The sequence below is a fragment of the Micromonospora sp. NPDC049107 genome, from assembly GCF_040648595.1.
In the GTDB taxonomy this organism is placed as follows: Bacteria; Actinomycetota; Actinomycetes; order Mycobacteriales; family Micromonosporaceae; genus Micromonospora.
In genome coordinates this window covers 415,369-436,688 of record NZ_JBEZEC010000006.1, presented here as the reverse complement: position 1 = coordinate 436,688, position 21,320 = coordinate 415,369, and the positions used below count along the sequence as shown (strand labels likewise).

Annotated in this window: 18 protein-coding genes; 6 read left to right on the top strand and 12 right to left on the bottom strand. The window is 73.0% G+C overall.

The window, feature by feature from the left end; translation table 11 throughout:
• Positions 1-2,118: a glycogen debranching protein GlgX gene (gene glgX, locus AB0B55_RS17875; protein WP_357121850.1), complete on the bottom strand. Its 2,118-nt coding sequence runs from the start codon at positions 2,116-2,118 to the stop codon at positions 1-3.
• A gap of 312 nt (positions 2,119-2,430) precedes the next feature.
• On the opposite strand from glgX, the gene AB0B55_RS17870 reads away from it, so the two are divergent.
• Positions 2,431-3,876: a glycosyltransferase family 4 protein gene (locus tag AB0B55_RS17870; protein ID WP_357172249.1), complete on the top strand. Its 1,446-nt coding sequence runs from the start codon at positions 2,431-2,433 to the stop codon at positions 3,874-3,876.
• Positions 3,877-4,027: 151 nt separating this feature from the next.
• The gene (locus tag AB0B55_RS17865) at positions 4,028-4,672 is read left to right on the top strand and encodes a maleylpyruvate isomerase N-terminal domain-containing protein (protein WP_357172247.1); all 645 of its coding nucleotides are present in this window, start codon (positions 4,028-4,030) and stop codon (positions 4,670-4,672) included.
• A gap of 541 nt (positions 4,673-5,213) precedes the next feature.
• Here the strand turns inward: AB0B55_RS17865 and AB0B55_RS17860 are convergent.
• The 4 genes from AB0B55_RS17860 to AB0B55_RS17845 all read right to left on the bottom strand — a co-directional run bounded on the left by AB0B55_RS17860 (position 5,214) and on the right by AB0B55_RS17845 (position 10,322).
• Positions 5,214-6,497: a citrate synthase gene (locus tag AB0B55_RS17860; RefSeq protein ID WP_357121840.1), complete on the bottom strand. Its 1,284-nt coding sequence runs from the start codon at positions 6,495-6,497 to the stop codon at positions 5,214-5,216.
• 213 nt (positions 6,498-6,710) lie between these two features.
• A complete protein-coding gene (locus AB0B55_RS17855) occupies positions 6,711-8,741 on the bottom strand; it encodes a sulfatase-like hydrolase/transferase (RefSeq protein ID WP_357121836.1) in 2,031 nt (676 codons plus the stop codon).
• The gene (locus AB0B55_RS17850) at positions 8,734-10,158 is read right to left on the bottom strand and encodes a class I SAM-dependent methyltransferase (protein WP_357121833.1); all 1,425 of its coding nucleotides are present in this window, start codon (positions 10,156-10,158) and stop codon (positions 8,734-8,736) included. Before AB0B55_RS17850 ends, AB0B55_RS17855 begins: the two co-directional genes overlap by 8 nt.
• A 14-nt stretch (positions 10,159-10,172) precedes the next feature.
• Complete coding sequence (locus AB0B55_RS17845; protein WP_167517342.1) at positions 10,173-10,322, bottom strand: hypothetical protein; 150 nt, start codon at positions 10,320-10,322, stop codon at positions 10,173-10,175.
• A 190-nt stretch (positions 10,323-10,512) separates the two neighbouring features.
• On the opposite strand from AB0B55_RS17845, the gene AB0B55_RS17840 reads away from it, so the two are divergent.
• Positions 10,513-11,358: an arginase family protein gene (locus AB0B55_RS17840; protein ID WP_357172270.1), complete on the top strand. Its 846-nt coding sequence runs from the start codon at positions 10,513-10,515 to the stop codon at positions 11,356-11,358.
• Here AB0B55_RS17840 and AB0B55_RS17835 read toward each other — a convergent pair.
• From AB0B55_RS17835 to AB0B55_RS17815, 5 genes are all read right to left on the bottom strand, one after another.
• Positions 11,355-12,584 (bottom strand): glycosyltransferase, encoded by a 1,230-nt coding sequence (locus AB0B55_RS17835; protein WP_357172245.1) that lies wholly within the window; start codon positions 12,582-12,584, stop codon positions 11,355-11,357. The genes AB0B55_RS17840 and AB0B55_RS17835 overlap by 4 nt on opposite strands.
• The gene (locus tag AB0B55_RS17830) at positions 12,581-14,743 is read right to left on the bottom strand and encodes a glycosyltransferase family 39 protein (protein ID WP_357172243.1); all 2,163 of its coding nucleotides are present in this window, start codon (positions 14,741-14,743) and stop codon (positions 12,581-12,583) included. The genes AB0B55_RS17835 and AB0B55_RS17830 overlap by 4 nt, the downstream gene beginning before the upstream one ends.
• 44 nt (positions 14,744-14,787) lie before the next feature.
• Positions 14,788-16,299: a HAMP domain-containing sensor histidine kinase gene (locus AB0B55_RS17825; RefSeq protein WP_357172241.1), complete on the bottom strand. Its 1,512-nt coding sequence runs from the start codon at positions 16,297-16,299 to the stop codon at positions 14,788-14,790.
• The gene (locus AB0B55_RS17820) at positions 16,277-17,023 is read right to left on the bottom strand and encodes a response regulator transcription factor (protein ID WP_357172268.1); all 747 of its coding nucleotides are present in this window, start codon (positions 17,021-17,023) and stop codon (positions 16,277-16,279) included. The genes AB0B55_RS17825 and AB0B55_RS17820 overlap by 23 nt, the downstream gene beginning before the upstream one ends.
• 101 nt (positions 17,024-17,124) lie before the next feature.
• Positions 17,125-17,355 (bottom strand): hypothetical protein, encoded by a 231-nt coding sequence (locus AB0B55_RS17815; protein ID WP_357121824.1) that lies wholly within the window; start codon positions 17,353-17,355, stop codon positions 17,125-17,127.
• Positions 17,356-17,548: 193 nt separating this feature from the next.
• Between AB0B55_RS17815 and AB0B55_RS17810 the strand changes: the two genes are divergently transcribed.
• From AB0B55_RS17810 to AB0B55_RS17800, 3 genes are all read left to right on the top strand, one after another.
• The gene (locus AB0B55_RS17810) at positions 17,549-18,481 is read left to right on the top strand and encodes a serine/threonine-protein kinase (protein WP_357172239.1); all 933 of its coding nucleotides are present in this window, start codon (positions 17,549-17,551) and stop codon (positions 18,479-18,481) included.
• 61 nt (positions 18,482-18,542) lie between these two features.
• Positions 18,543-18,968, top strand: a complete 426-nt coding sequence (locus tag AB0B55_RS17805) for an OsmC family protein (protein ID WP_357121818.1) — start codon at positions 18,543-18,545, stop codon at positions 18,966-18,968.
• 408 nt (positions 18,969-19,376) lie between these two features.
• The gene (locus tag AB0B55_RS17800; protein ID WP_357172238.1) at positions 19,377-20,228 is read left to right on the top strand and encodes a hypothetical protein; all 852 of its coding nucleotides are present in this window, start codon (positions 19,377-19,379) and stop codon (positions 20,226-20,228) included.
• A 7-nt stretch (positions 20,229-20,235) separates the two neighbouring features.
• Here the strand turns inward: AB0B55_RS17800 and AB0B55_RS17795 are convergent, their stop codons facing one another.
• Positions 20,236-20,697 carry an ATPase gene (locus tag AB0B55_RS17795; RefSeq protein WP_357121812.1) on the bottom strand — a complete coding sequence of 154 codons (462 nt, stop codon included), beginning with the start codon at positions 20,695-20,697 and terminating at the stop codon, positions 20,236-20,238.
• 109 nt (positions 20,698-20,806) lie between these two features.
• Entirely contained in the window at positions 20,807-21,250 is a 444-nt protein-coding gene (locus tag AB0B55_RS17790) for a response regulator (RefSeq protein ID WP_357121809.1), read from the bottom strand.
• Positions 21,251-21,320 lie beyond the last annotated feature (70 nt).

Here is a 21,320-nt window from a genome sequence, read left to right as displayed (position 1 = left end):
TCAGATCATCCTCTCCAACACGACGAGGGACCGGTCCGGCACCCGGATGGTGCCGCCCGCGCTGATCACCGTGGCGTCGCCCGGCTCCGGTTCGGCCGTGCTGATGACCCGTTCCCACTTCTGCCCGTACTCGCTGCCGGGCATGGTGAAGTCCAGCGGCGCGTCGTGGGCGTTGAAGCACAGCAGGAACGAGGCGTCGTGGTGCTTCTGGCCGTACTGGCCGCGCTCGCGGATGCCCTCGCCGTTGACGAACAGCGCCACCGAGCGGCCGAAGTCGTTGCCCCAGTCGTCGCCGGTCATCTCCCGCCCGTCCGGGGTGTGCCACGCCAGGTCGGGCAGCGGCTCGTCGGTGCCACGCCCGCCCACCGGCAGGCCGGTGAAGAACCGGCGGCGGCGGAACACCTGGTGGCGCTTGCGGAAGTCGGTGAGCGTGCGGACGAAGTCCAGCAACTGCTCGTCGGCGTTGTCCCAGTCGACCCAGGCCAGCTCGCTGTCCTGGCAGTACACGTTGTTGTTGCCGTGCTGGGTGCGGCCCAACTCGTCGCCGTGGCCGATCATCGGCACACCCTGCGACAGCAGGATCGTGGCCAGGAAGTTGCGCCGCTGCTTGGCCCGCAGCGCGAGCACCGCCCCGTCGTCGGTGTCGCCCTCCACGCCGCAGTTCCACGACCGGTTGTGGCTCTCGCCGTCCCGGTTCTCCTCGCCGTTGGCCTCGTTGTGCTTGTCGTTGTACGACACCAGGTCGGTGAGGGTGAACCCGTCGTGCACGGTCACGAAGTTGATGCTGTGGAAGGGCCGCCGCCCGTCGTCCTGGTAGAGGTCGGCCGAGCCGGAGATCCGGGACGCGAACTCGGCCAGGGTCGCCGGCTCGCCGCGCCAGAAGTCCCGCACGGTGTCGCGGTACTTGCCGTTCCACTCCGTCCACAGCGGCGGGAAGTTGCCCACCTGGTAGCCGCCGGGGCCGACGTCCCACGGCTCGGCGATCAACTTCACCTGGCTGACCACCGGGTCCTGCTGCACCACCTCGAAGAACGTCGACAGGCGGTCCACCTCGTAGAACTCGCGCGCCAGGGTGGCCGCCAGGTCGAAGCGGAACCCGTCGACGTGCATCTCGGTCACCCAGTACCGCAACGAATCCATGATCAGTTGCAGCGAGTGCGGGCTGCGCACGTTCAGGCTGTTACCGGTGCCCGTGTAGTCGACGAAGTACCGGCGGTCCTCCTCGCTGAGCCGGTAGTAGCTCGGCGCGTCCACGCCCTTGAAGCTCAACGTCGGCCCGAGGTGGTTGCCCTCGGCGGTGTGGTTGTAGACCACGTCGAGGATGACCTCGATGCCCGCCGCGTGCAGCGCCTTGACCATGCCCCGGAACTCCTGCACCTGCTGCCCCAGGCGGCCCAGCGCCGAGTAGCCGTGGTGCGGGGCGAAGAAACCGATCGTGTTGTAACCCCAGTAGTTGCGCAGACCCAGGTCGTGCAGCCGGTGGTCGTGCACGAACTGGTGCACCGGCATCAGCTCGATCGCCGTCACCCCGAGCCGGGTCAGATACTCGATCATCGGCGGGGAGGCGATCCCCGCGTACGTGCCGCGCAGCTCCTCGGGGATGTCCGGGTGCCGCATGGTCAGCCCGCGCACGTGCGCCTCGTAGATCACCGAGTGGTGGTACGGCGTGCGCGGGGGCTTGTCGTTGCCCCAGTCGAAGTACGGGTTCACCACCACCGACTTCGGCATGAACGGCGCCGAGTCGGTCTCGTTCATCGTCTCCGGGTCGCCCAGCTCGTAGTCGTACACCGCCGGGTCCCACGTGACGTCACCGTCGATGGCCTTGGCGTACGGGTCGAGCAGCAGCTTGTGCGGGTTGCAGCGCAGCCCGTTCGCCGGCTCGTACGGCCCGTACACCCGGTAGCCGTAGCGCTGCCCCGGCTCGATGCCCGGCAGGTACGCGTGCCAGACGTACGCGTCGACCTCCCGCAACTCCACGCGGCGCTCCGCGCCGGTGTCCCACTCGTCGAACAGGCACAGCTCGATCCGCTCGGCCACCTCGGAGAAGATGGCGAAGTTGGTGCCCATCCCGTCGTAGGTGGCGCCCAGGGGATACCGCTCGCCCGGCCAGACCTGCATGTCGCTCCCTCAAGCCATGGTGATGTGCGCGCCGGCTCAGCGGCCCGCGCGCAAGCGGGTAGTGCCCCCGCCCCGGGCGCGCCAATCCATCCTTTCAGGCGGTGACCGGAATCCACCTGTCTGATGCGCGCTACACCCTCAGGTGTCTTCCGTCACCATGGCCGATTTCGAGGTGCGAACCGGCGTCCGATGGCCTTTGCTTGTCGGGGGACACGCACCCGCGTGCGCCCGTCGGCCCTCGGCCACCCTTTTTCCACCCTCTCCGCCGCCACTGACGCCGGCGCGCCCCTCCATGCCTGGACGGAGACAGATGTGACGACCCTGCGGGTCGATGAGCAGCTCGCTGCCACCAAGGACCGGACCCACCGACCCACCGTGACCTCCCGGCCCCAGCCTTCGACCTCGCCCGGTCCGTCCGCGCAGTCCGGCTCCGCCGTGCCGGCGCAGCGCGGGCCCGGTGTACCGCCGCAGACCCGTCGCATCCTCATGCTGTCGTGGGAGTACCCGCCGGTGCTCGTCGGCGGCCTCGGCCGCCACGTCCACGCCCTGTCCGTGGCCCTGGCCGCCGCCGGGCACGAGGTCACCGTCGTCACCCGCCACACCGAGGGCGCACCCCTGGAGGAGTACGCCGACGGCGTGCGCATCCTGCGCGCCCCCGAAGACCCGGTGACGTTCCCCCTGGCCACCGGCTCCTTGCTCGCCTGGACCATGGCGTTCAACCACACCCTCACCCGCACGGCCCTGCGCGCCACCCAGGCCGGCGCGTACGACGTCATCCACGCCCACGACTGGCTCGTCGCGCACACCGCGATGACGTTGCGCGACCACCTGGACATCCCGCTGGTCAGCACCATCCACGCCACCGAGGCGGGCCGGCACCAGGGCTGGCTGCCCGAGGAGATGAACCGCACCATCCACGGCGTCGAGCAGTGGCTCAGCGGCGAGTCCAACCGGGTCATCGTCTGCTCCGGCTACATGCGCGACGAGGTCAACGCCCTGTTCGGCGTACCGGCCAGCCGGGTCGACGTGGTCGCCAACGGCGTCGAGTCGTACCGCTGGAAGGTGCCGGCACGCGACGTGGCGGCGGCGCGCGCCCGGTTCGCCGGCGACGGCCCGCTGGTCACCTTCGCCGGCCGCCTGGTGTACGAGAAGGGCGTCCAGCACCTGGTCGCCGCCCTCCCCCGGCTGCGCGAGCGGCACCCCGGGCTGCGCGCCGTGATCGCCGGCGACGGCCCGTACCGCGCCGAGCTGGAGGCCGAGGTGCACCGCCGTGGCCTCGGCGGCATGGTCAGCATGCCCGGCTTCCTCGGCGGCACCGACCTGCCGGCGCTGATGGCCGCGTCCGACTGCTTCGCCGTGCCGAGCATCTACGAGCCGTTCGGCATGGTCGCCCTCGAAGGGGCCGCCGCCGGTGCGCCCCTGGCCGTCGCCGCCACCGGTGGCCTCGCCGAGATCGTCGAGTCGGGAGCGACCGGCATGACGTTCCGCCCGCACGACCCGGACAGCCTCGCCGACGCCGTCGACGCGCTGCTGTCCGACCGCGAGCTCGCCCGCGCCATGGCCCGCCGAGCCCGTCGGATGGTCACCGAGCAGTACGGCTGGACCGCCATCGCCCAGCGCACCGCCGCCAGCTACGGCGCCGCCATCGCCAACGACGCCGCGTTCACGACCGAGCGCGCCGAACAGCGCATGTCGCAGGGCCGGGCGCTTCCGGCGCTGCCCGACGGCAACCTGCTGGCCGCCGCCGGCCTCCGCTGAGACCCCGCTCGGGTGATCGACCCGGGTTTCGTGAAGTCGGGGTGTCCGACGTCCTGGGACACCCCGACTTCCGGCAAGGCGAGTCGATCGCCGGGCGGCGGTCGGGCGTCGCCGCCCGGCGGTGGTCGGGCGGGGCTGCCAGACTGTGCGGATGTCTCATCCTGTCGACTCCCTGGATTCGGCCTTCCCGGTCGCCGTTTCGATCGCGCTGGACCTGATCCGGCACCCCGAGGTGGCCGCGCGGTGGTCGCGCCCGAGCGCCCTGCCGCACCTGTCCGTGGGTGGTCTGGCGTGCCACCTCGGACGGCAGGCGATCCGTGCGGCGGAATTGCTGCCGACACCCGCCGAGCTGCCCACGCTCGACTCGGCCGACGACCACTACGAACGGGCCTCCTGGGTCACTGAGGGCACGCCGGACCAGGACGCGGTCGCCGAGGGCCCGGACGAGGCTGACGCGGTCCGTGGACCGGACGACCTGCACGCCCGCTCCGGCGAGGCCCTCGCGCAGGTCGGTGACCTGCTGACCCGGGGAGCCGCCGTCGACGTGGTGCCTATCCCGTGGCAGGGCTGGTCGCTGCGCCGCGCCGACTTCCTGCTCACCCGCCAGTTGGAGATCGTCGTGCACTCGGACGACCTGGCGGTCAGCGTCGGCGTGCCCACGCCGGTCTTCCCGCCGGAGGTCTTCGACCCCGTACGCGACCTGCTGGTCCGGCTGGCCGTCCGCCGGCACGGTCAGTCCGCGCTGATCGGCGCGCTCAGCCGCAGCGAACGAGCCCGCGACATCGCCGCCTTCTGAGCCCGGCCGTGCACCTCGGGTCTCGACCCCAGGTCTCTGGTGCGTCCCCTGTCGAGCTGCCCCAGAAATGGGGCGGCTGCCCTGCCCCGCTGCGGGCGGCTGCCCTGCCCCGCTGCGGGCGGCTGCCTGCCCCGCTGCGGGCGGCTGCCTGCCGCGAGCCCGAAGCCCCGGGTGACTGTGACCGGCAGGTCCACGGACCTGGACGCCGCCTTGATCGACACGTGGCGCGACCGACCGTCGAGGTCGCTCAACAAGGGGCGGTGCGGCCGGGTCCGGGCAGCGGTGCGCCGTCCGCCGGGCCGACGCCCGCGAACCGGCCCGCCGGCACGACCGGGATCGGGGGGGGGTGAACCCACCACTCCGCGCCCCATATCCGGGGCAGCTCGACAGGAGGCGAACAACAGACCCGGGGTACCGCCGGGACGACCGCGGGCAACCGCGCAGAAGCGTCACGGACCACCGCATGGCAGGACCCTGGGAACGACGCAGGCCGCCGACCCCTAATCGGGTCGACGGCCTGCGGTCGTGCCAGGAGCGGAGGTCAGCGCTCGTTGAACGGGACGTAGTCCCGCTCGGCGGCGCCGACGTAGACCTGCCGCGGACGGCCGATCTTGGTCTCCGGGTCGCTGATCATCTCGCGCCACTGGGCGATCCAGCCGGGGAGCCGGCCGAGCGCGAAGAGCACCGTGAACATCTTGGTGGGGAAGCCCATGGCCTTGTAGATCAGGCCGGTGTAGAAGTCCACGTTCGGGTAGAGCCGCCGGGAGACGAAGAAGTCGTCGGCGAGGGCGATCTCCTCCAGCTCCATGGCGATGTCCAGCAGCGGGTCCGGCTTGGCCATCCGGCCCAGCACGTCCTGCGCGGCCTTCTTGACGATCGCCGCCCGCGGGTCGTAGTTCTTGTAGACCCGGTGGCCGAAGCCCATCAGCTTGACGCCGTCCTGCTTGTCCTTGACCTTGCGGACGAAGGACCGGACGTCGCCGTCACCGGCGTGGATCTGCTGGAGCATCTCCAGCACCGCCTGGTTCGCGCCGCCGTGCAGCGGGCCGAACAACGCGTTCACGCCCGCCGACACCGAGGCGAACAGGTTGGCGTTGCTGGAGCCGACCAGCCGGACGGTCGACGTGGAGCAGTTCTGCTCGTGGTCGGCGTGCAGGACGAAGAGCATGTCCAGCACCTTCGACATGACCGGGTCGACCTCGTACGGCTCCGCCGGCACGCCGAACGTCATGCGCAGCAGGTTGTCCACGTACCCGAGGGAGTTGTCCGGGTACAGCAGCGGCTGCCCGATGGACTTCTTGTACGCGTACGAGGCGATGGTGGGGACCTTCGCCATGAGCCGGACCGTGGAGATCTCCACGTGCTCGGAGTCGAACGGGTCCAGGCTGTCCTGGTAGAAGGTCGACAGCGCGCTCACGGCGGACGACAGCACCGCCATCGGGTGGGCGTCCCGGGGGAAGCCGTCGAAGAACCGACGCATCTCCTCGTGCAGCAGCGAGTGCCGCCGGATCCACTCGGTGAACTCGGTCAGCTGCTGCTCGGTGGGCAGCTCACCGTAGATGAGCAGGTACGAGACCTCCAGGAAGGAGGACTTCTCGGCCAGCTGCTCGATCGGGTACCCCCGGTAACGCAGGATCCCCGCGTCGCCGTCGATGTAGGTGATCGCGGATGAGGCAGCCGCGGTGTTGACGAAACCGGGGTCGTACGTCGTCATCCCGGTTTCCTTCAACAGCTTGCTCACCCCGATGCCAGCGGGGCCCTCGACCGCGGAATGCACCGGCATCGACAGCTGCCCGCCGGGGTGGTCGAGCTTGACTTCCGTCATGTGGTTCCTCGCTTCGCCGGCAGATCTACGTTGAATTGCCTTCGCTTCTACCGTAATTGCGGCTCGGGGGACACTGCCCGCCGTGGTTCGGCGGTGAGGTATGCGTCACCCGATTCCCGACCAGCAGGCCGGGAAACCCGCAATCCCGGCAGGCGGGAAGCCCACGAAAGCCGCAAACGACCCGTCCGCGGCAGTCCGCCGGACAGCCGGTTTTCAGGACAGCGCCAGGCGGCGCAGCGTACCCGTGGTCGTGACCTGATAGACGTCGAGCTGGTTGGTGCCGGCGTGGAACAGCCGGTCGTCGGTGAGCAGCGCGGCGAACCGACGCCCGCCCGGGTCGGTCGGCACCACCGGGACGACCGCGCCGATCCTGCCGTTGACGGCGACGGCCAGCAGCGTGCCGTCCGGGATGGCGTCCGGCACGTCACCCCAGACGAGCGCCGGGAGGGTGCCGGTGTCCGGATCGGTGGCCCGGAACGCGGCCAGGTCGGCGACGCGGGCGCTGCCGCCGCTGGGGCCGGCGCGTACCTCGGTGCCGACCAGCCGGTGCGGTGTCGGCAGCGGCGGTGGGGTGGGCACCCCGCCGGGGAAGGTGACCGCCTCCCCGGGGGTGTCGTAGAAGTGTTTCGTGGCGTCGGCGCGCGGGCTCTGGCGGGCGGAGCGGCCGTCGACCCGCCAGGGCAGGCGGATGCCGGCCTCGTCGGCGACGGTGGGCAGCAGGTCGACATGTTCCCAGTTGCGATCGTCCACCCGGCCGGTCTGCTGCCGTGGTTCCTTGACGAACATCGGCACCCAGGCGACCTCGCCGGCGGCGGCCCTGATGGCGTCCATCCCCCGGCCCTGCGCGCCCGGCCGGAAGCTCACCCCGTGGTCGGCGGTGACGACGACGAGGGCCTGGTCGTAGAGGCCGCTGGCACGCAGCGTGCGCAGCGTCTCGCCGATCAGCCGGTCGGTGTAGCCGAGTTGGGCGAGGTGGCGCTGACGGGCCAGGTCGATCCAGCCGGCGCCGTCGTTGGGCAGATCCTCGGGTGCGTCGTAGCGCGCGCCGGACGGCAGGTACGCCCACGGGGAGTGCGGCATCAGCAAGTGCAGGAAGTGCAGGGTGGGCCGGGGCCGCGGCTTCAGGCCGGCGAGGAAGCTGGTGAACCGGGCGGGCTGATTGTCGTCGAGGCTGTCCCAGCGGAACTTGGGGTCGGCCGGTACCGGCTCGGCGGCGTCCAGGCCGGCCTCGGCCCGCGTCCGCTCCCGGTACGAGTCCTCCGGGTCGACCGCGCTCTCCGTCGGCCCGGCGATCCGGCCGAGCAGCTTGCCGGTCTCCTTCACCAGCACGCCGAGGCCCTGTTCGGGGGCGACCGGCTGTTCGCAGCGGCTGGGCGGGCAGAGCCGGGTGATGCTCTCCTCGGCCTGGATGTCGTACAGACCGCCGAAGGCGGTGAAGAGGTTGTCCGGGTACTGCGAGTAGTGCGGCGCGACCGACCGCGCCGGGTAGCGACCGGTGAGCATCGCCGGCAGCGCGTTGGGCGTCCAGCCGCTGACCCCGGTGGCGTTGCGGTACCAGGTCGACGCCCCGGCCAGTTCGGCGAAGTGCGGGAACCGGGCCGCGTCGATCCGGCCGTCGCCGCCGAGCAGGCTGACCAGCGGCAGCTCGTCGAGGATCAGCATGACCACCGGCGGGTGCACGGCCCCGCCCTGCGCGGTGCCGACCGCGCCGCCGTCGCCCCGCGGCAGCACGACCGCCGAGGTGGGCGACACGAACAGGAACAGCGCCACGAACGCCAGCGGCCCGGCGGCGGCCAGTCGCAGCGCACGGCCCGGGGCCCGCCACCGCCGGTGCGCCGCCGCGCCGGCCACACCGGCCAGACCGGCAAGAGCCAGCAGGGGTACGCCCCGAAGCGTCGTCACGTGCCGGCCCACCTGCACGGCGAGGGCGGCGACCAGCAGGCCGACGAGCAGCGTATGGGTGAGCGCGCGGGCGGTCCGGCCGGCCAGTCGACTGAGCGCGCCCAGCGCCGCCACGGGCAGGGTGGGTACGAGCGCCACCAGCGCGACCAGCAGCAGGATCTGGCCGGTGTCGGCGCGGTGGAAGAGGAAGAAGTCGGGACTGCGGCCGAGCACGTCCAGCAGCGGCTGGGTGACGACCAGCCCGACCAGCGCGACGATCTCCAGCACCCGACCCAGCTCCCCGCGCCACCCCCGCTCCCACCGCCCGCGTTCGGGTGGGGTCTCGACGGGCGGGTCAGCCACCCATCACCGTCCGGTAGAGCGTGCGGGTGCCCGAGGGCAGTTCCAGCCGGTCGGTGATCCGGCCCCGGGCGGCGAGGAGCCGTTCGAAGGTGTCCCGCCGGTAGTCGGGGAAGAGTCCGTCGGGCTTGTTGGCCAGCAGCCGGGCGGCCATCGGGTCGTCCGGGTGGACGAACTCCACCACCACGGCCCCGCCGGGCGCGGTCAGCCCGGCCAGCCAGTCGACGACCTCCGGCAGCGGCACGTTGCGGCCGATCGCCAGGTGGTGCGCGAGAGCCAGGGCGAGCACCACGTCCGCCGACGCCCGCTGGGCGAAGCCGGCGCGCTCGACGCCGCGCCAGCCGCCGCCCGGGGACGGGTCGGCCAGGTCGACCACCAGCGGCAGGATCCGTTGCTGCCCCTCGGAGCGCAGCGCCCGGTACAGCTCGTCGACCACCGCCGGGTCCTGCTCGACGGCGACCACGTAGTCGGCGTGCCCGGCGGCCAGTCGGGAGTACCGGCCGTCGTTGGCACCGAGGTCGAGGACCAGGCGCGGGCGGCCGGCGGCGGCCACGGCGGCGACCACGAACTGCTCCTTGGCGACCCGGTCGCGGGCCGAGTAGCCGCAGGTGCGCTGGTAGTCCGACCAGTGGCTGCCGGAGGGGCGGTGCGCCAGGCGGCGGACCAGCTTCTCGATGCCGCGTACGGTGGCCGCCTGCAACTGGCGCGTATAGCCGGCGGCCCGGAGCTGGGCCTTGACGTCGGTGGTGCTGGCGGCGGCGTTGCGTTGCTGCATCGCGCCGTGCAGGTGCAGGTGGGTCAGGACGCCGGGGCGCAGCCGACGGGTTCCGCCGAAGAGGGGACGCAACTGCTCGGCCTCGATGCCGTCGACCTGGGCGCGTAGCCAGGGTTGGAAGTCCACGCCCAGGTGCGCGGTGAGCAGCAGCGGGTAGAGCAGGGTCTGGCAGAACTGGCGGTAGCCGGCCCACGGTTCGCCGTCGCGGACCGGCGTGAAGGAGCCGATGTCGATGAAGACGGGTTTCGCGCCGCGCCACTGGAGGTTGTAGGCGGAGCCGTCCTTGGTGGTGAACCCCTCGGCGAGGGCGGTACGCAGGATCTCCAGGTGCAGCAGCGCGGCGTCGCGCAGCATGGCGAAGGACCACTCGTACGGGTGCGAGACGAACGGGATGCGTTCGTGGCGCAGCACCGCCGCCCATTCGGTGCCCGCGGGCGCCAGCGTGGCCGGGGCGTCCTCGGTGGCGCAGACCTTGCCCGCCGAGACGAGCGTGGGAAAGAACGGGCTGGCCGCGAGGGTGCGCCAGTGCGCGGCGGCCTGGGCGTCGAGCCCGCGCAGCACCTCGTCGCCGACGTGGAAGACCCGGTTGGCGGGGTCGCGGAAGGAGGCGGGCTCGGGGCGTACCCCGGTGGGTGTGCTCGTCATGGTCGCCGCGACCGTTACCGCTGGTCGGTGGGCTGCCGGCGGAACCGGTCGACCAGCCGCCGCCAGTAGAGCTTGGCGGCGACCGCGACGCCGGCCACCCCGCCGACGACGGCCTGCACGATCAGGCTGCCCGATCCCGCGTCCAGGTAGGCCAGATGGATCACCGACCGCTCCTTCCCCTCGCCCGTCTCGACACCGGCGTCCCGGGGCGGCAGCAATGAGGCTTTTGACCCAGTAAGCCGGACTTGTCCATCACCGTACGCTGCTCGTCCGCGCCACCGCGCCCACATCCGAGGACTCCCAGCCCGGCCACAGGAAGCGGCCTGCGTCGGTAGGCTGCGAAGCGTGCGCTGGATGGTCGTGGACGCGCCACTGGACTCCTCCGGCGCTCGGCGCGGCGAGGAACGGGCGCCGGCCGCCCTGCGTCGGGCCGGCCTGCTGGACGCCCTGGCCGCCGACGACGACGGGCAGATCGACGAGGCCCGGTTGCGGGACCCGAACCGGGAGCCGGCGAGCGGGGTGATCGACGCCGCCGGCCTGGTCCGGGCCGGCGCCGCGATCAGCGCGCGGATCGGTGGGCTGATCGCGGACGGTCACCGACCGCTGGTGCTCGGCGGCGACTGCGCGATCCTGCCCGGCATCTGCCGCGCGCTGCCCCGCACGACCGAGCTGTGGTTCGTCGACGCGCATCCCGACTTCCTCGACGGCGCGACGTCGCCGACCGGCGAGGCCGCCGACATGGACCTGTCGGTGGTCACCGGGCACGGCCCCGCCGCCGCGATCGGCGTCGACGACGCGCTGCTCGACCCCGCCCGGGTCCACCTGCTCGGCCACCGACCGCCCACCGACGAGGACAGCCGTGTCGAGGCGGCCCGGATCGACCCGGCGATCCACCAGGTGCCCGCCGCCGACCTGCTGCGCCTGGGTGCCGGGGCGATCGGGGCGGGCCTGGCCGGCGGCGGCGACGGGCCGGCCTGGCTGCACCTCGACCTGGACGTGGTGGATCCGCGCGACCTGCCGGCGGTGACCTACCCGGAGCCGGACGGGCCACGGTGGGCGGACCTCGTCGCACTGGTCACGCCGCTGGCGCGCGCCGACCGGCTGCTCGGGATGAGCGTGACCGACCTGAACCCCGACGAGGACCCCGACGGGCGGCACACCAGGCGCGTCGTCGAGGTCCTCGCGCAGATGCTGACCTAGCTGCGCCGGTGGTGCATGCCCAGGCGCAGCAGCACGAAGCGCAGCACGGTGGCGACCAGGTTCGCGACCACCAGCACGGCCAGTTCCACCGACCGGGCGGGCACGGCGACGAGCGCGTGCAGCGCCGCCAGCGCGCCACTGGTCAACGCCAGGCCGAGGCCGAACGCCAGCAGCCCCTGCGCGTGGTGCCGACCGGCATTCCGGCTACCGGTGATCCCGAACGTCAGCCGTCGGTTCGCGGCCGTGTTCGCCACCGCCGTCAGAAACAGCGCCAGCAGGTTCGCCGGCTGCGCGCCGAGGGCGCCCCGGGTGGTCACGAACAGCAGCAGGTACGCCAGCGTGCTGGCCACCCCGACGGCGGCGAACCGGACCAGCTGCCCGGGAAGCCCGACCGGCACCTGTGCCGGTGGCGCGGCCAGCGGTGCCCGACCGAGCTGGGCACGTAGCTCGGCCAGGGGCAGCGCGCCGGTCACCAGGGACCGCCCGAGTCGACCCATCCCCCGCAGGTCGGCCAGGGCGGTGGCGACGATGTCGACGCGACTGTCCGGGTCGTCGACCCAGTCCACCGGCACCTCGTGGATGCGCAGCCCGGCCCGCTGCGCCAGCACCAGCAGCTCGGTGTCGAAGAACCACCCGGTGTCCCGCACGAGGGGCAGCAGCTCACCGGCCACGTCCGCGCGGATCGCCTTGAACCCGCACTGCGCGTCGGAGAACCGCGCGAACAGCGCGCCGCGCAGCAGCAGGTTGTAGGCCCGGGAGATGACCTCCCGTCTGGCGCCGCGAACCACCCGGGACGTACGCGCCAGCCGGGTGCCGATCGCCAGGTCGGAGTGGCCGGAGATGAGCGGCGCGACCAGCGGCAGCAGCGCCGCGAGATCGGTGGACAGGTCCACGTCCATGTACGCCAGCACCGGCGCGGACGAGGCCGACCACGCGGCGGACAGCGCTCGCCCCCGCCCCTTGGCGTCCAGGTGCAGCACCTCGACGCCCGGCAGTTCGGCGCGGAGTCCCTCGGCGACCGTCAGGGTGCCGTCCACGCTGGCGTTGTCGGCGACGGTGATCTGGAACGGGTACGGGAAGTGCTCGGTGAGGTGGGCGTGCAGCCGGCGTACGCACGGCCCGAGGTCGATCTCCTCGTTGTGGACGGGGATCACCACGTCCAGCACCGCCCCGGTGGTGGTGGACCGGGTCCGGACGGCGGGACGCGGGCTGCCGAGCGCGGTCACGACGCGTCCGCGCCGGTGCTCAGGTCGTAGACGGTGACCCCGTCCACGGTCTGCGCCGTGAAGGTCTCCTCGACCCAGGTGGAGATCTCCTGCGAGGCCGAGCTGCCACCGTTGGCACGGAAGCCACCACCGCCCATGAAGTAGTGGATCTTGTGGTCGGCGACGTAGCGCTGGAACTGGGCGAGGGTCGGTGACGGGTCGCTGCCGTTGAACCCGCCGATCGGCATCACCGGGTCGCCGGTGGCCAACTGATAACCGGAGGCGTTGTTGGAACCGATGGTGGCCGCCACCCAGGTGTAGTCGTCGCTGTCCCGCTCGAGCAACTCGCGCATCGCGGCGCTGGGCTCGCGGGCGTCGAGCAGCCCTCCCATGCCGCCGCCGCGAGCACCGGGCATCTGCCCTACGCCCGGAAGGCCCGGGAACCGCCCGCCGTCCTGGTTGCCGTTGCGGTTCTCGCCGCCCGGCACCGACGCGCCGTTGCGGCCGTCGCCGGGGAACTGCCCGCGGCCGGGGAACGCCATGCCGCCCGGCGGTCGTCCGCCGGGGAAGCCACCGCGGCCGAATCCGCCCGCCACCGCGGGGCCGGCGCTCGGGATCGAGCCGGTGTGCGGGGTCGCGGCGGTCTGTGCCGCGTACGCCGCCGGTCCCGCGAGGGCCGCCGCCGCGCCGACGCCCAGCGCCACGGCCCCCAGCCACCGGGGCAGTCGAACGGTCAACAGGAGAAGGGCCGCGCCGAGCAGGCCGGCGACCAGCACGACGGCACGCAGCCACGGGTACCAGTCGGGGCTGCGCCCGAGCAGCACCCACGCCCACCAGACGGTGACCGCGAGGGTGGCGGCGAGGGTCGCCGTGGCGGCCAGCGGACGCCACCGCTGCCACCGGGGCACCAGCACCGGTTCCTCGTCCGCGTCGGCGGCCGGGGTGGGCCGTGGTCGGCGCTGCCGCCAGAGCAGGGTGACGCCGATGCCGACCAGCGCGCCGACGGCCGGCGCGAGCGCCACGGTGTAGTAGGCGTGGAAGATCCCGGACATGAAGCTGAAGATCAGTCCGGTAACCAGCAGCCAGCCACCCCACAGCAGCAGACCGGCCCGGGTGCGGTCGGTACGCGCGGCCCGACCGGCCACCACCAGGCCCGCGACCAGCAGGATCAACGCGGCCGGCAGCAGCCAGGAAATCTGACCGCCGACCTCGCCGTCGAACATCCGCAGCAGGCCCGTCCGCCCCGAGAACGGTCCACCCCCACCGCCCATCCGTCCGGCGCCGCCGCCGACGCTGCCCACCTCGTCGCCGGTGATCCGGCCGAGACCGTTGTAGCCGAGGGTCAGCTCCAGGATGCTGTTGCCCTGCGACCCGCCGACGTACGGACGCGCGCTGGCCGGGACGAGTTCGACGACGGCCACCCACCAGCCGGCGGACACCACCACCGCGAGGCCGGCGAGCAGGAGTTGCCGCACCCGCCGCCACAGCCCGGTCGGGGCGGCCAGCAGGTAGACGCCGGCGAAGACCGGCACCAGCAGGAAAGCCTGGAGCATCTTGGTCAGGAAGCCGAACCCGACCAGCGCGCCGGCCAGCACGATCCACCGGGTACTGGCCGTCTCCAACGCGCGCACGGTGGCGTACGCGCCGCCGAGCAGCAGGAGCACGAGCAGGGCGTCGGGGTTGTTGAAGCGGAACATGAGCGTCGCCACCGGGGTGACGGCGAGGACCGCTCCGGCGATCAGGCCGGCAACCGGCCCATACCAGCGCTTCACGCTCGCGTAGAGCACGCCGACGGAGGCGACCCCGCACAGCGCCTGCGGGACGAGCATCGCCCAGCTGTTCAACCCGAAGATCCGCACCGACAGGGCCATCAGCCAGAGCGAGGCGGGCGTCTTGTCCACCGTGATCGAGTTGGCCGCGTCGGACGAGCCGTAGAAGAACGCCTTGCCGCTCACCGAGCCGGCCTGCGCGGCGGCCGCGTAGAACGAGTTGGCCCAGCCGGAGGCGCCCAGGCCCCAGAGGTAGAGCAGACCGGTGCCCAAAAGCAGGGCCAGCAGAGCGGGCCGGGTCCAGGTCGCCGCACGGCCCGCCGGAGGCGGGTGTTCCTCGGGGCGCGTGCTCGGGTGCGGCGGCCCGACCGGGTCGCCGGGCGTCGTCGACAGGGTGTCTGTTCGGTCCATGCCGCCAGCCTTGGCGGCCGAACTGGCGGGACCCCGTGCGCCGCCTATGCGTCAGCTGTGGGATCCGGCAGGCGGACGGCGAACACCGTCCGGCCCGGACGGCTGTCGACGCCGACCGTGCCGTGGTGCGCGTCGACGACGGCCGCCACGATCGCCAGGCCGAGACCGGTGCTGCCGTGCGCCCGGGACCGGGAACTGTCACCCCGGGCGAACCGCTCGAACATCTCCGGTCGCAGCTGGGCCGGCACCCCCGGCCCGTCGTCGGCGACGGTGAGGACGGCGGCGTCCGCCTCGACGGCGAGGGTGGTGGTGACCGTCGTGCCGGGCGGGGTGTGCACGCGGGCGTTGGCCAGCAGGTTCGCCACCACCTGGTGCAGGCGGGCGGCGTCGCCGGGCACGCGGATGACGACCTCGGGCAGGTCGAGCCGCCAGTGGTGCTCGGGGCCGGCGACGTGCGCGTCGCTGACCGCGTCGACCACGAGGGCGGACAGGTCGACCGGGTCCGCCGCGAGCGGCCGGCCGGCGTCAAGCCGGGCCAGCAGCAGCAGGTCGTCGACGAGGCTGGTCATCCGGGCGCTCTCGGACTCGACGCGGCGCAGGGCGTGCGCCACGTCGGCGGGGACCTCGTCGCGGCCCCGCCGGGCCACCTCGGCGTACCCACGGATCGCCGCGAGCGGGGTGCGCAGCTCGTGGCTGGCGTCGGCGACGAACTGGCGTACCCGGGTCTCGCTGGCCTGCCGCGCGGCCAGCGCGTCGGCGACGTGGCCCAGCATCCGGTTCAACGCCGCGCCGACCTGGCCGACCTCGGTACGCGGGTCGGTGTCGGCGGCCGGCACCCGGACGGCGAGCGCCACCTCGCCCCGGTCCAGCGGCAGCTCGGTGACCCGGGCGGCGGTGGCGGCCACCCGGTTCAGCGGTCGCAGCGTGGCCCGCACGATCAGCGCGCCCGCGCCACCGGCCAGGAGCAGTCCGAGGCCGACGACCCCGGCCTGCGCGGCGACCAGCGCCCAGACGGTGTCCCGCACACCGCTGAGCGGAATGCCCACGGCGACCACGACCCCGTTGGGCAGTTGCCGGGCCACCGCCCGGACGTCCCCCTCGTCGAGGGTGATGGTGCGGGGCCGGCCGTCGGTGGGCAGCGCGACCAGCCGTGCGGCGTCGGCGGCGGGAACGTCGGCGAGGCTGCCGCTCGCGGTGCTCCGCGTCGCCGTGGTGACGCCGTCGGCGCGGCGCACGGCGAGCGAGCCCGGCGGGAAGCCGCGCGGAGGCTCCGGCGGGGACGGTGCGGCAACGCCCGGCCGCACAGCGGGCCGCCCGGGGTCGCCACCCGGGCGGAACCACGGCGGCAGGTCGCGCGGCCGGTCCCCCATCGTCAACTGGGTGTCGACCTGGGCGACCAGCACGTGCCGCAGGGCCAGCGTGGTGAGCCCGCCGATGGCGACGCTGACCAGGGCGAGCAGCGCGACCAGGGCGAGCACCAGCCGGGTCCGCAGCGACCGGCCAGCCCACCAGCGCCGCAGCCGGACGAGTGCCCTAGTCAGCGGGTTTGAGGACATAGCCCGCGCCGCGCAGCGTGTGGATCATCGGCGGTCGCCCCGCGTCGATCTTCTTGCGCAGGTACGAGATGTACAGCTCCACCACGTTGGCCTGGCCGCCGAAGTCGTAGTTCCACACCCGGTCGAGGATCTGCGCCTTGCTGAGCACCCGGCGCGGGTTGCGCATCAGGTAGCGCAGCAGCTCGAACTCGGTCGCGGTCAGCGTGACGAGCTGGCCGGCACGGCGGACCTCATGACTGTCCTCGTCGAGGCTGAGGTCGCCGACGGTCAGCAGCGCCTCCTCGTGGGCGGCGACCGCGAAGCCCGAGCGGCGCAGCAGCGCGCGGAGCCGGGCGATCACCTCCTCCAGGCTGAACGGCTTGGTCACGTAGTCGTCGCCGCCCACGGTCAGCCCGGCGATGCGCTCCTCGACGGCGTCCCGGGCGGTCAGAAAGAGCACCGGCACGGTCGGGGCGTGCTCGCGCAGCCGACGCAGCACCTGGAAGCCGTCGAGGTCGGGCAGCATGACGTCGAGGACGACGGCGTCCGGCTGGAACTGCCGGGCGGCGCTCAACGCCGCCATGCCGTTGCCGGCGCTGCGCACCTGCCAACCCTCGTAGCGCAGCGCCATCGACAGCAGATCGGTCAGCGTCGCCTCGTCGTCCACCACCAGCACGCGGACCGGTTCACCGTCCGGGCGGCGCAACTCGATCCGGCCCGGCACGGTCTGCCCCTGGATGACCATGCCCCCCATCGTGGACACCTCCGCTGTGTCGCGCCTCTGCGCCGCCTGTGTGCCAGCTGTGCGGCCGGGCCGCCGAGCCACCGCTCAGCCTCCGACCGCGGTCACTCGGACACCCCGTACGCGTCGGTCCGGACGAAGCGCATGCTCCACCCGCCGTGGCCGTCGGGCTGGTCGCGCTCGTAGAGGTGGTCGGGGCCGGGCTGTGTCGGGCCGGTGCCGCCCGGATGCCGCATGATCCACCGCTGCGGAGGGGCGCCGTCCGGCTCGGCCGGTACCGCGCGGACCAGCCCGTCCGCGGGACCGCCGACGAAGCGTACGGTGACCTCGCCCATCGCGGCGCTCCCTTGCGTGACGATGCCGGCACGCTCGGTGCGTACGGCCCTGGGTCGCAAGCTACCGCACCCGGCGGTGACCCCGGCCGAGGTACGGCGTGATCGGCGGCCGACGCGGTTTGCCCAGCTCGGCCCCCGGGTACCGCGATTCCCAGGCCCCGCCGCCGGGCGGGACGAGAATGAGGAGTTGTCGATGCGGACGCTGGACGGGCGGTACCAGCTCGAACAGCGCATCGGCGTCGGCGGGATGTCCGAGGTGTGGCGGGCCCACGATCGGGTGCTGGACCGACCGGTCGCCGTGAAGCTGATCGCGCCCGGCCCGGACGGCCACCACGACACGGTGGACCGGATCCGCACGGAGGCCCGCTCGGCGGCCCGGTTGGTGCACCCGAACGTCGCGAGCGTGCACGACTTCGGCACCTCCTCGACGCTTCCCGGCCGCCGGGTCCCCTACATCGTCATGGAGCTGGCCGAGGGCGAGACCCTCGCGGCGCACCTGCGGGCGGGCCCGCTGGACTGGCGCATCTCCGTGCGGGTCTGCGCGGAGGTCGCCGCCGCGCTGTCCGCCGCGCACGCGAGCGGCATCGTGCACCGCGACGTCAAGCCGGCCAACGTCATGCTCACCCCGGCGGGGGTGAAGGTCCTCGACTTCGGCATCGCCACCCCGACCGGCACGGCCGACCCGATGCCCGACGGCATACTGCTCGGCACCCCGGCGTACCTGGCGCCGGAACAGCTCGACGGCGCCCCCGCGACGCCGGCCGCCGACATGTACGCCCTCGGCGTGCTGCTCTACTACTGCCTCACCGGTCGTCTCCCGTACCGGGCCCAGACCCCGGCCGAACTGCTGGCCGCGCGCCGGTCCCGGCCGCCCGAGCCGCTGCCGGAGGTGGACGGGCTCCCGCCCGAGGTGTCCGAGTTGTGCCGCTGCTGCCTGGACGACGATCCCGCCGGGCGTCCGACCAGCCTGGTCGCGGCGCTGCTGCTGGCCGAGGTCGTGGACGCCCGGGTGTACGTACCGATGGCGATCCCCACGCAGCGGTCGCTGTCGCCGTCGCCGTCGCCGTGGACCGAGCGGGCGGCGGCGCAGCCCACCGAGGCGCTGTCGGTCGTCGACGGGAGCTGAGCTGAGCGTTTCGTCCGCCCTCGGCCGGGTAGCCGGGCGGGTGAGCGACGGGAGGAACGCGATGCCGAGTCCGAGTTCCTGGCTGCATGAGGCCACCGCCACCGCCGAGGGTGGCCACGTCCGAACCGATGACGGCGGGCTCTCCACGCCGCTCGCGTCGCCGCTGGCGGCGCACTGCACCGGCCTGAGACCGGAGCAGTTGTTGGCGGCGGCCTTCGCCTCCTGCCTGCACCACGCCGCCGTGGAGGCGGCCGGGGAGATCACCGACGAGGCGCACACGGTCCAGGTGCGCGCCGAGGCGAAGCTGGGGCGCGACGACGACGGCCGGTACCGGGCCGACGTGCACGCCTCGATCTCGTCGGCCGGTCTGAGCCGGGCGCAGTTGGCCGACCTGGTCGAGTACGCCGATCGGCTCTGGCCCTTCTCCAGCAGCGACAACACGCGGCACCGGTTGACCGTCACCCCGGCCGAGAACGGTCGGCACTGAGGGCGGGCCCTTGTCGGCCGGACGGCATCAGCGGCGGGTGGCACTCTCCCTGATGAGCCTGATGACTCTGGAGCATCTTGATGCCTGAGAGTCATCACGCTCATCGGAGTGCTACCGCCGGACCGCGATGACCCATCCGCCACCGACACGCATCGTGGTCAGGCGTTCGGTGGACCCCCGCATCACCCGACAGGGGGATGACCGGAGCCCCGCAGAACATCACCTCTCGGTGGGGCGCGATGACCACCTTCACCTGGCGAATCGGAAATACCCGTCTCGTCTGATCGGCGAAGTTGTGCCGACATAACCGGCTTTCGCCCATTGCCACGCCCACGATTCGGGCAAATTGTGGCGCATGCCACTGTTAGGGCCGATGGCAGCGGGCGACCGACTATCTAGCCTCGGCGGGTGCATCCCGACGACCCCACCGCCCAGAAGCTGACCGACGCGCCCTCGACCACCCGCACGAGGGACGCCGCATCAACCGAACGGACGATCGGCCGTCACCGGGCCCCCGAACCGCCGCCGCGCCGCGCCCTGCTCGGCTCCACCCCGGTCCGGGTCGCCCTGGCCACCGGCGTCACCTGCTGCCTCGGCCTGGGCGCGTTCGCCGCCGCCCGCGACGGGCAGGAAGCCCCGCAGCCCGTCCGGCCGATCGCCGACGCGCTGGCCGACCGTGCCGCCATCGCCGACGAGCGCGCCTCCCGGTCGCTGGACCGCGACCTCGCCCCGGCCCGGGTCCTGCCCAACCCGACGGCCGCGCCGACCCCGACGCCCACCGTCACCCGCAAGGCGCCGAAGAAGCCGGTCAAGCCCCGCCGGCCGCGCCCGGTCGCCGGGCTCGACCAGCAGCAGATGGACAACGCGAAGATCATCGTGGACGTCGGCGTGGGGCTGAAGATGCCGCGTCGCGCCCTGGTCGTGGCGCTCGCCACCGCGATGCAGGAGAGCAACCTCTACAACCTGGCCAGCGACGTGCTGCCGGAGTCGAGCGAGTACCCGCACCAGGGCAGCGGCTCCGACCACGACTCGGTCGGGCTGTTCCAGCAGCGGCCCAGCAGCGGGTGGGGCACGGTCGCCGAGCTGATGCGCCCGTCGTACGCCGCCCAGGCCTTCTACACCGCCCTCGCCGAGATCCCCGGCTGGCAGGACATGAGCCTCACCGCCGCCGCCCAGGCCGTGCAGGTCTCGGCGTACCCCGACGCGTACGCCCCGCACGAGGACCGGGCCACCACCGTGGCGGCCGCGCTGCTCGCCTGAGGCCGTCTCAGCGGGTGCCGGCCGCCGCCGTGGGCGTGTCGGCCGGCACCGGCTCGACCGTCACGCCGACGAGGATCTCGTCCGCCAGGGCCTCGCGACGGCGGCGCGCGTGCAGCGCCTCTTCGAAGTCACGCCGGGCCTGCACGGCATCCGCGTACGCCTGCTCCCGGACCCGACGGGCCTCCTCGCGGGCCTCGTCCAGCGCGCGACGGGCCTGCGCCAGGATCTCGTCCGCCTCCTGACGCACCGCGTCGCCGGCCCGGCGGGTGGCGGCGGCGTCGCCCAGGTCCAGTCGCTGGAGCAGCCCGCTGAGCCAGGTCGCCTCCTGGCGGATCTCGTCCCACTCCCGGGTCGCCCCGGCCGCGCCCTCCGCCCGCGCCGCGAGCCGGGACAACCTGATCCCCAGCTCATCCAGGCAGGAATCCACCTGTCGCTGGTCGTAGCCGGTCTTCACGACGGAGAACCTCATACTGTCGCCCCCAGGCAGCCGCTGTTACTTCCCCACCTGGATCCTCGGGCGCGACGACATCCACCGAGGCGGTTCGGGAAAATTGTTCAGCATGCGCGGGACGGGCGGATCAGGGGCGCTTGGGCAGCACGACCACGCGGCCGAAGAACTCGTCGATCCGGCGCACCACGTCGTTGAAGTCGTCCAGGTCGATCGGCTTGGTGACGTACGCGTTGGCCTGCAACGTGTAGCTGCCGACGATGTCGGTGTCCGCGTTCGAGGTGGTCAGCACCACGATCGGAATGGTCCGCAGATCCTCGTCCTGCTTGACCGCCCCGAGCACCTGACGCCCGTCCATCCGCGGCATGTTGAGGTCGAGCAGGATCACGTCCGGCCGGCGGGCCCCGGAGTGGCGACCCTCGGCCCGGAGGAACTCCATCGCCTCCTCGCCGTCGCTCACCACGTCGATGATCTTCTCGACGTCGGAGTCGGCCAACGCCTCCTCGATCATCAGCACGTCGCCGGGATCGTCGTCGACCACCAGGATGCGTACCGGCTGCGGGCTGTCGCCCATCACTACCTGCCTCGGGTGTCGGCGGAGAATGGAAACCGGACGGTCACCATGCTGGCGGGGAAATCTAGCC